Here is a 9,206-nt window from a genome sequence, read left to right as displayed (position 1 = left end):
CTCCAGTGAAAACGCTACCAGCATCTCCACCTGCTTGATGTCCGCTCCGCGCATCCCATGCTCCACCCTCTGATGTACGCCCCTCAGACAACAGAATTCTTGCGGAGTTTTTCAGCAAACTCCTAGGGCCTGTTAACACTAACTGACATACTGCCGGCATGGAGATTTCCGCCGAGCAGTACAGTCGAACTGAGTCGTTCCTGCCCCTGCAGCGAGGCAATGTGCGCGTCAGCAACTTGCAGGTGGTGAACGCGATCCTTTACGTCGCCGAGCATGGCTGTAAATGGCGCGGGTTGCCGAAGCGATTTGGCAACTGGCATACGATCTACACGCGCATGAATCGCTGGGTAAAGGCTGGCGTACTGGATTGGCTGTTCGAGCAGATGCAGCATCAGCAGTTGATCCGGATCAAGATCGAGGCGGTCAGCTTGGACAGCACCATCGTCAAGGTGCATCCCGATGGTACTGGCGCTTTATAAAAAACGGACCCCAGGCCATTGGTCGGTCGCGCGGCGGATGGACCACCAAGATTCATATGGTTGCCGCGGATGCTCGATGCGCCATCGCGTTCTCCCTGATTGCCGGCCAGGCTGGTGACGCCCCAGCGGGGCGCGAACTTCTTCGCACGGTTCCAGCATTGCCGCAGCACTGTCGTTTGCTGATGGACCGCGCGTACGACGGCAATGAGACCCGCCAACTCGCTCTGGATCTCGGCCTGATCCCCATCGCGCCGCCACACCCACTGCGCGTTGAGCCTTGGACCTACAGCAAGACTTGGTATCGCCGTCGCAACGAAGTCGAGCGTCTATTCCGGCGGCTCAAGGGTTTTCGCCGCATCTTCAGTCGCTTCGACAAGCTCGACCTGATGTTCATGGCGTTTCTCTGCTTCGTGCTCGTCGTCGAGGCCCTGCGTTAGTGTTAACGTGCCCTAGGCCCTCGGCAGCGGTCGCATTCGGCACCAGGCCGAGCCGGGCCATCCCGGAGATGTCGCCGGCGCCCATGTCGGTGCGCACGATGCCCTGATGCACCGAGTTCACACGGACACAGAGTGGTCGCAAGGCGGGATGGGACAGACCGCGCCGCGCCCACGCCAGCCCGTGAAGTGGGACGTGCGGCTGATGTTCGCCGACGCGTTCATGGTGAATCTCCTCTTGTGCGACTGGCCGCGCGGGGCCCGGTTGAAGATCGCGCGCGGGGCCGCTTTCTTCAGTGTCCGCCGAGCATGAAAAATACCTGAAGTTCTCCGATCAGCGCCCCGAGGATGGCGCCGGCAATCACGACGACCATTTCGTTCTCCTTGAACGCCGGGCGCAGTACGGACTCGAACTCTTCCGGCGACAGCCGGCTCATGCGGGAGAGAATCGTCGAGTTGATGTCCAGCGCGTCCAGCGCGTAGCGCTCAACCGTCTGCGACGCCACCGGGATCAGGTCGATGAGACGCTGGGCCACCAGCTTGCGCATTTCCTCGTAGCGCTCGTGGCCCAGCGCCAGGACCACCACGGGTTGGGCCCAGCCCAGCCGCCTGTCGATCGCCTCGCGCACGCGCCGGTGGGCAAGCTCGACGATGCGGTCCAGAGCCGGCCCGCGCAGCAGTTCCTCGATCATGTGTGCCGGCGTCAGCAGCTCGTTGGCCATCAAGCTCGCATACTCGCGGGCCACTTCGTCCTGGCGCACGAGGAACTTGCCCTGCAGCGTGAACCCGAGAAACGTCTTGGGCCTCAGCGGCCGGAACAGCATCTGCAGGGCGATCCAGTCGCTGATGAAGCCGATCATGCCGCCGAAAAGCGGCATCAGCAGCGGCTCGTGCCAGGTGATCCAGCACGCCAGCTGCACCAGGCCGATGCCCAAGCCGAACCAGAAGCCGATGTTGCGGAAGAAGCGCAATTCCGGCCCGCCGACGCGCCAGAAAATCTCGTTCAGCTTGGCCTTGTCGCGAACCAGGTTCTCAGTCACCAGCCGGCGTATGTCGAAGTACTCGGTGACATTCCCGGAGGCCTGGTTCCAGAGCTCGGCCACCATGCCGGGAATCTCGCTCTGGAAACGTTCGATTACGCGGCGGCGCCACGACAGCGGCATGCGCGTCCAGATGCCGGGCGCATAGGTGTCGCCAATCTCGCGAATCAGGGACTCGGCCGCCGCCATCAGCGGCTTCTGCAGCTCCAGCATCATCCGGTCCGGGTCCAGCCGCTGGAACAGCTCGTTGGAATCGAGCAGGCGCGCGGCCATCAGGTCTGCCGAGTGCGCGGCAATCTTCTCCGCCTTGCGCGGCAGGATGCCCTGCCATCCCAGCCAGGGCGGGATACCGACGAATTTCAGCGGCCGGAAGATCATTTGCACGGCCAGCGCTTTGGTCACGTAACCCACCAGCCCGGCGACCAGCGGGATGGCAAGGTAGATCCACAGATTCGCCTGCAGCTCAGCCCACAGTGCAGCCAGATTCATGACCTCTCCCCAGGGTGGGCGCCCGCCGCGCGCACGGCGACGCCGGCCTCGACGAGCGCGTCGGTCTCCAGCACTTCGTAGTTGTGCTGCCCGATCGCCGGGGCAGGCGTATGCGCCTGCCTCGGCGTGCCTGACAATTTGACGGGAACGCCCAGACCCCGCTGGCCCGCACCGATCTCGACCAACATGCGGCGATGCTCGGTGTGCGGATGCTTCAGCACCTCGGACAGCGAGTGAATGAGGCCGGCCGGCACGCCGGCCTTGAGCAGCGCCTGACATAGCGTGGCGGCCTCGCGATCGGCCAGTAGCGCTTCGATGGACGCGCACAGGCTGTCGCGGTTGCGATGGCGCTCGCCATTGCTTGCGTAGCGGGGATCGGCCGCCAGCCCCGGGGCGCCGACGAACTCACAGAACTTGCGGAACTGCCCGTCGTTGCCAATGCCCAGGACGTCGGCCCCGGCCAGCACGCGCAGCACGATCTCGCGGCCCTCGGCGCTCGACAGATCGAGCGCGAGGCCGCGCTTGTTGCGGTTGACGCCGATGAAATACGAGGCGGTGCCCTCGACGAAGGGCGGTCGCCAGGTGCGCGTTTCGTCGCCGGTCGGCGGCTCGACCTTGATTACGTCGGCGCCATAATCGGACAGGATCTGCGTGCAGTACGGGGCACCCAGCACCCGCGGCTGATCGAGCACCTTGAGGTCGCGCAAGGCGTCCGAGCGCTCCGGCCTCTGCGGGCAGACCATCAGTAGATTTCCATCGGTCGTTCTCGACCCGGAGGGATAAAAGCGCCATACGCAAGCCTTTGAAATAGCGTCATCGCAAATGTGTTTCCTAGTAAGAGCGCGGAAGGCCCATGACCTTCTCGCCAATGTAGTTGAGCACCATTTCGCGGTTGAGCGGCGCGGTGCGCAGCAGGCGCACCATGGGGTACAGATCAAACATGCCGTACTCCTTGGTGAAGCCGTTGCCGCCGAAGCACTGGATCGCGACATCGACCGCGTGGATGCCGGCTTCGGCCGCTGCGTATTTGGCCATGTTGGCATACTCTCCAGCTGGAAGACGCCGGTCGAAGGCCCAGGCCGCCTTGTGCGTCATCAGCCCGGCCAGCTCGACCTCGGCATGTGCCGCAGCCAGCGGGTGCTGGAGGCCTTGGTAGGCGCCGATCGGCACCTTGTTGAAGACCTTCCGCTCGCTTGCATAGCCGACCGCGCGGCGCAGGGCATAGCGGCCGATGCCCACGCAGAGCGCGGAGAGAATGATGCGTTCCGGGTTGAGCGTGTCGAACAGGATACGGAAGCCGTCGTCGACGGTGCCCAGGGCATCGCCCTCCTCCAACTCGACATCGTCGAAAAACAACTGCCACTGCGACTCGGGCATCGGGATGCTCACCGGAATCGCCGTCTTGCTCACGCCTGGGCGCCGCATGTCGAGGATGAACAGGGTGAAGCCGTCTGTCTTGCGCGCCACCTCACTGTGCGGGCGCGAGCGGGCGACGACCAACGCGTAGTCGGCAGAGTCGGCGTCGGTGATGAAGGTCTTCTGACCCTTGAGCCGGAACCCGCGGCCTTCGCGCCGCGCCAGCGTGGTGATCTCGATCGTGTTGGACCCGGCGTCGGGCTCTGTGATGGCGAAGCAGAACTTGATCTCGCCGCGACAGGCCGCGGGCAGGTACTTCTGCTTCTGTTCCTCGGTCCCGTGCATCGCGATCAGCGCCAGTGACATCGTGGAATTGATCACCAGGCTCAACAGCGGAATGCCGTTGTTCGACAGCCCCTCCATGAACAAGGCCATTTCCAGCATGCCCTGCCCGCCGCCGCCATAGGCCTCCGGAACCATCAGCCCCAGAAATCCGTCCGCCGCAATCTGCTCGAACAACTCCTTCGGCGGCTCGTGCTTTTCCGCGTAGCCCATCCAGTAGCGGCGGTCGAACCGCTGGGCGATGCGGTCGCCGTACTCGAGAATCATCCGCTGCTCGCTGCTCAGTTCAAAATCCATGTCGTCCTTCCCTGCCAGATTCAAGAAAGCCCGGGATATCGAGCAGGCGCTCGAGCGGTCCCGGGCAATGGGGAACCGTGTTTTCAACCGCGTTGATTGAAGCGACGCCCGACCAGGGTCGAGGCGATGTTCGTCTTCTGGATATCGATGCGCCTCCGGGGATGCACAGCCCATCCATCCCGCAGGCGCTGCTCCAGCGGATACTGCCGGAATAGCCGTAGGCGCCCATGAGTTGCACGCCGTGGCCGCAGACCTCGCGCACCATCTGGTTGGCGAAGCACTTGGCGAGACTGGATTCCAGCATCGACGGCAAGCCCTGCTCGGCGTTCGGCGCGGCGCGGCGCGGCAGCCGCTGGCCGGCACGATGACATTGTCCAGCGGCACCCGCACCCGGTCTAGAAAGATGTCGGCGCTGGGAATGCCACGGAAGGCCCTCAACGTCTCGCCTGCGCCGAAGCTCACTCCGGCCATGGTTTTCTCGACGTAGACTGCGCCGATGCCCGCGGCACCGGGGGGCATCCGACAGGCGCGCGTAGACCACGTGGCCGCCGGAATGCCTGCCGCCGGAGTACCAGCGATTCAGTCCGTTGACGGACGAGAACGCTGTCGCCGTCGGCGCGCGCAGTGGTCCTGAGATCCGTCAGGGCCGAGCCGGCATCCGGCTCGCTCATCGCCACCGCCACCGCCAGCTCGCCCCGGCAGACCCGCGGAATGACCCGCTGGCGCAGGCTCTCCGGCGCGAAGTGCTCGATCGCGCGCACCGGCCCGGCACTGCTCTCGAACACCAGGAATGCGACCGTTGCCGAAACCTGGGCGAACTCCTCGATGACGATCAGCGCTTCCAGATTGCCCGGGCCCAGGTCGCTGTACTGCGTCGCGACGCTGATGTCCAGGAAATCCATTTCCGCATAGCGCCAGAGGCAGTCGTCTGGTACCGCCTCGTGACGCGCCTTCTGCTTCCGCGCCAGCGTCTCGAGTTCACCCCGGGCGAATCTGCGCGCTGCGTCCTGCAGTGCGCGTTGGTCTTCGGCCAGTCGGAAGTCCATGCGGTCTACTTCGCCGACGGGAACTGGGGCGCGCGCTTCTCGCGCATGGCCTTTACCCCTTCGGGCGCATCCGCACCCAGGAAGCAGAGCATCTCCATGGCCAGCGAACTCTCGAAGATCGGCCGTGCCATATTCATCCACCCGTTGAGCGAGCGCTTGGTCAGGCGGATCGCCGGCTGGCTGCCGGCCGCCAGCTTGTCGGCCACGGCCAGCGCCGTCTCCAAGAGGTGGGCGCGCGGTACGCTGCGGCTCACCAGGCCTATGCGTTCGGCTTCCTTGCCGTCGATAAATTCGGCGGTAAGCAGGTAGTACTTGGCCTTGGCCATGCCACAGAGCAGCGGCCAGATGATGGCGGCGTGGTCGCCGGCGCCGACGCCGAGCTTGACGTGGCCGTCGGTGATCTTGGCTTCTTCCGCCATGATGCTGATGTCGGCGAGCAAGGCCACGGCCAGTCCGGCGCCGACGGCCACGCCGTTGATCGCCGAGATGACGATCTTCTCGCAGTTCATGATGCTGTAGACGACATCCGCCGCTTCCTGCATCACCACCGAGAGTTCCCTGGGGTTGCCGACCATGTTGGTGATCCACTCCAGGTCGCCGCCGGCCGAGAAGGCGCGGTCGCCGGCGCCGGTGATTACGGCGACCTTGGTCTTCGGATCATCGTGGACGACAGCCCAGATCTTGGTCAGCTCCCAGTGCAGGCGCGCGTTGGTCGCGTTCATAACCTCAGGGCGGTTGATGATGATGATCAGCACTCCGTTGGGACGGCGCTCGAACTTCAGCGACTGAAAATCGCTGTAATTCATGTGCTGTGCTCCGGCTGAATGTTCGATGTTTAAACGATGCGGTAAACCATCGAGCCGGTGGCCACGAGGCGGGCGGCCGCGGTGTCCTCGACGATCTCCACGTCACAGAAAATCAGCTCCTTGCCACGCCGTCGGACGACGCCGGTGGCGCGGATCGGCGCGCCTAGCGCTGCGCTGATGTAGTTGACGGTGAGCGTGACCGTGGAGGCCTTCATGCCTCGGGTCGGATCGTGGCCACTCCAGGCGGCGAGCGCGCCGGTCAAGTCGATCAGGCTGGAGATCACACCTCCGTGCAGCGCGTTGCCGCCGCCGCAGAGCTCGGCGCGGTGCGCGAGCTGCACCACCGCGCGATCGGGCGCCGCTTCCACCACCTCGATGCCGAGCAGCTTCTGGAAGGCGATCTGCGGAAACATCTTGATTAGTGCCGCGATCTGCGCGGCGGGGTCGGCTGGGAACATGCGTGACTCCTAGGTCGATGAGAACAATGCGTTCAGACGGGCGCACCACGGCACGCCCGTTGCCGAGTACCAACGCATCGCGCGCGGGGACGCGGCTGCGGAAGGACCAGATCTCGCCGTCCTGCCAGATGTCGGTACTCAGCACATCGCCGGGATAGACCGGCGCGGTGAAGCGAACCTGCACCGAGGCGATCCGCTCCGCGGCGTAGCCTGCGGCCTTGAGCACCGCGGCGCTCCTCACCGTCGCGGCCCTCGTAGGGCACCGGCAGGCCGTCGATGGCGAGCTCGTTGGATTCCACGCACCTGCGGCCCATGTTGTCGATCTCGCGCACGTCCACGTAGCGGCGATCCAGCGGCGCGTAGAACAGGGTCATGCCCGGCGCGGGCGTGCTGCACTGCTCAATGGGCATGGTGTGCGTGAGAATCAGGACGCGGTCTGCGACCTGCGCGGCGGAGATCCAGACCTTTCGGCCGTGCAGCACGTAGTCGCCCCTGACCCGCTCCACGCGGACTTTCAGGTGGGTCCAATTGAACCCGACGTCCGGCTCGGGGACGCCGAAGCAGGCCTTTTCGCCGCCACGCACCAGCGACGGCGGAAAGCGCTGCTTCTGCGCCTCACTGCCGAAGAGCACGCCCGACTGCAGCCCGAAGACGCCGTCCTCAGTGATCCCGAGCCAGCCGGCCTTCGCCATCGCGAGGTGGAAATCGTGCGGAAAGCCGCCGTGCCAGTCTTTCTCCAGCCAGTACGCCACATCGAAGCGCGTGCACAGTGTGCACACCGCGTCCTCTATGCTGAGTCGCTGCTGGTCGGGCTGGAATTCCAAAGGTGCTCCTGGGTAGAAGGGGCCGTCCGATCTCTCGCCGGCCGCAGCGTTCATCTAACAAACGTTCGGGAGCTTATCCGCGAATCGCGGCCGATAGCAAATGGCGCGGGGCTTCAGAGCAGGGACGCGGGCCCGGTCGGCCGCTTGCCGCCGCGACAGCGAAGTCGCAGTCGCAGTCGCAATCGACGAGCCGGCCGTGGTGTCCGGATCCTCGTCCAGCGGAGTGCGTTGTGGCTGTCCTGACTCTCGCCCAGCGCGTGCAGCTCTCCACCCAGTAGCGCAATTGTGATGCTCGATCACCTGCAGCGTACGGGCTCGGCATGGTGGATGTGATCGAAGATGACGCCGTCGAGGCCCGTACTGCTGGCAGTCGCGCGCCCTCGAACTCCGAGACGAAGTTCACGGAGCGCTTGACCTAGTGTTTAGCATAGGTAGAGAACGGCCAGTACGGCATGCCGTAACGCTCGCGCACGAAATTGATCCAGCGGTTGGCGCGCATGAGGAACTGGTAGGCGCTGTCGCCGACAATCGCCAGCCGGCGGAAGTGGCGCATGATCATGTCGTACTCGTCGCCATGAGCACACGGCCGTCGACCGTGTGATGCATGGCTTCGGTCGCGATGCTGATTTTACCGAAGCCTCCGGCAAAGCGACGCGTCGGCGGCCGGGCCACTGGCCTCGAGACACGGGGTGTGCGCACACCCTCGACGACGAGGGACCGGCTGCGGGGAGTGGAAGCCGGCATGGCGGAAACCTCCCTATGTGCGCCTGTACAGAAACTGCGGTCGGCCCGACCGCATCGGCGGCATGGCCCGAACCGGCCTTCCAAGACTTTACCTAACTATCGTTCGATATTATTATGCAGAGCTTCGCGTATCAACCCGTCTTTGCACGCCTCTGCGCCGCCGGACCCGATCGACGCGGCCCGGAATTTTTTTGCCATGAATCCTTCCTCCGTTGCGAGCCTTGCAGCGCCCGGCTATCGAGGCGGCGTCGCCTTGGCCGCGCTTGGTACGGTGCTGCTGTCCGGCAAGATCGTGCTGGTCAAGCTGCCGTATCGGTACGGCGTCGATGCAATCGATGTGCTCACGCTGAGAATGCGCGCCGTGCTGCCGCTGCTCGCTGCGGTGGCCCTGTGGACTCGCAGCCATACGCCGCGCCCGAGTCACACGGACTGGCTGGGGATCGCCGGTCCGGGCCTTCTCGACTATTACGTCGCCAGAATGCTCGACCTGATCGGTCTGCAGTACGTCAGCGCCGGCCTGTAACGCATGTTCCTGTTCCTCACGCTGAGCTTCGTGCTGCTGATCGGCATCGTGCTTCAGTGCCGCCGCGTCTGCGCACAGTGGCTGGCATTGGCCTGCGGCGGCACTGTGCTGGCGTTTGCCCCACGACCTGCACGCCGTGGTCTGGGGTCGGAGCCAGGCTTTCGGCGCATCATTGATCGCACTGAGCGCGATGCTTTACGGCGCAAGTGCCGCGGTACAGGCCGGCATGATCGGTCCCCGGCCAGCACGCTCTGGCGCTGGCCGCCGTCGCGCTCGGCGAGGCCATCACGGCGGTGCAGGTGCTGGGCATGGCCCTGATGATCTGCGGCGTCATGATGCTCGGTTCAGTCCGGAGGGCGGCTTCGGCG

The 9,206-nt window shown here is 64.8% G+C and carries 11 protein-coding genes; 2 read left to right on the top strand and 9 right to left on the bottom strand.

Annotated features, from left to right (window positions below; translation table 11 throughout):
• The first annotated feature begins 158 nt into the window (after positions 1-158).
• A protein-coding gene (locus tag QT386_RS15025) for an IS5 family transposase (RefSeq protein ID WP_289274567.1) occupies positions 159-916 on the top strand; the annotation gives its coding sequence in 2 pieces (ribosomal slippage) (positions 159-477 and positions 477-916; 759 coding nt in all).
• A 290-nt stretch (positions 917-1,206) separates the two neighbouring features.
• On the opposite strand, the gene QT386_RS15020 is transcribed toward QT386_RS15025, so the two are convergent.
• From QT386_RS15020 to QT386_RS14980, 9 genes are all read right to left on the bottom strand, one after another.
• Positions 1,207-2,442 (bottom strand): DUF445 family protein, encoded by a 1,236-nt coding sequence (locus QT386_RS15020; RefSeq protein WP_289274566.1) that lies wholly within the window; start codon positions 2,440-2,442, stop codon positions 1,207-1,209.
• Positions 2,439-3,149, bottom strand: coding sequence for a CoA transferase (locus QT386_RS15015; RefSeq protein WP_289274565.1), 711 nt, complete (start codon positions 3,147-3,149; stop codon positions 2,439-2,441). Before QT386_RS15015 ends, QT386_RS15020 begins: the two co-directional genes overlap by 4 nt.
• Before the next feature lie 124 nt (positions 3,150-3,273).
• Positions 3,274-4,437 carry an acyl-CoA dehydrogenase family protein gene (locus tag QT386_RS15010; RefSeq protein WP_289274564.1) on the bottom strand — a complete coding sequence of 388 codons (1,164 nt, stop codon included), beginning with the start codon at positions 4,435-4,437 and terminating at the stop codon, positions 3,274-3,276.
• Positions 4,427-4,741, bottom strand: a complete 315-nt coding sequence (locus QT386_RS15005; RefSeq protein ID WP_367401448.1) for a hypothetical protein — start codon at positions 4,739-4,741, stop codon at positions 4,427-4,429. The genes QT386_RS15010 and QT386_RS15005 overlap by 11 nt, the downstream gene beginning before the upstream one ends.
• Before the next feature lie 154 nt (positions 4,742-4,895).
• Positions 4,896-5,483: an acyl-CoA dehydrogenase family protein gene (locus QT386_RS15000; RefSeq protein ID WP_289274562.1), complete on the bottom strand. Its 588-nt coding sequence runs from the start codon at positions 5,481-5,483 to the stop codon at positions 4,896-4,898.
• Between the two features lie 5 nt (positions 5,484-5,488).
• Complete coding sequence (locus QT386_RS14995) at positions 5,489-6,289, bottom strand: enoyl-CoA hydratase/isomerase family protein (RefSeq protein WP_289274561.1); 801 nt, start codon at positions 6,287-6,289, stop codon at positions 5,489-5,491.
• A gap of 29 nt (positions 6,290-6,318) precedes the next feature.
• Complete coding sequence (locus tag QT386_RS14990; RefSeq protein ID WP_289274560.1) at positions 6,319-6,747, bottom strand: PaaI family thioesterase; 429 nt, start codon at positions 6,745-6,747, stop codon at positions 6,319-6,321.
• Positions 6,748-6,779: 32 nt separating this feature from the next.
• Positions 6,780-7,571, bottom strand: a complete 792-nt coding sequence (locus tag QT386_RS14985; protein WP_289274559.1) for an acyl-CoA dehydrogenase family protein — start codon at positions 7,569-7,571, stop codon at positions 6,780-6,782.
• Positions 7,572-7,986: 415 nt separating this feature from the next.
• On the bottom strand, positions 7,987-8,130 hold the full coding sequence (locus QT386_RS14980) for a hypothetical protein (RefSeq protein WP_289274558.1): 144 nt from the start codon (positions 8,128-8,130) through the stop codon (positions 7,987-7,989).
• Between the two features lie 381 nt (positions 8,131-8,511).
• Between QT386_RS14980 and QT386_RS14975 the strand changes: the two genes are divergently transcribed.
• Complete coding sequence (locus QT386_RS14975) at positions 8,512-8,838, top strand: hypothetical protein (protein ID WP_289274557.1); 327 nt, start codon at positions 8,512-8,514, stop codon at positions 8,836-8,838.
• The last annotated feature ends 368 nt before the right edge of the window (positions 8,839-9,206 follow it).

The organism is Solimonas sp. SE-A11 (genome assembly GCF_030345715.1).
GTDB lineage: Bacteria > Pseudomonadota > Gammaproteobacteria > Nevskiales > Nevskiaceae > Solimonas_A.
The sequence above is the reverse complement of the archived record's forward strand: the minus strand, read 5'-3'. Positions and strand labels throughout refer to the sequence as shown.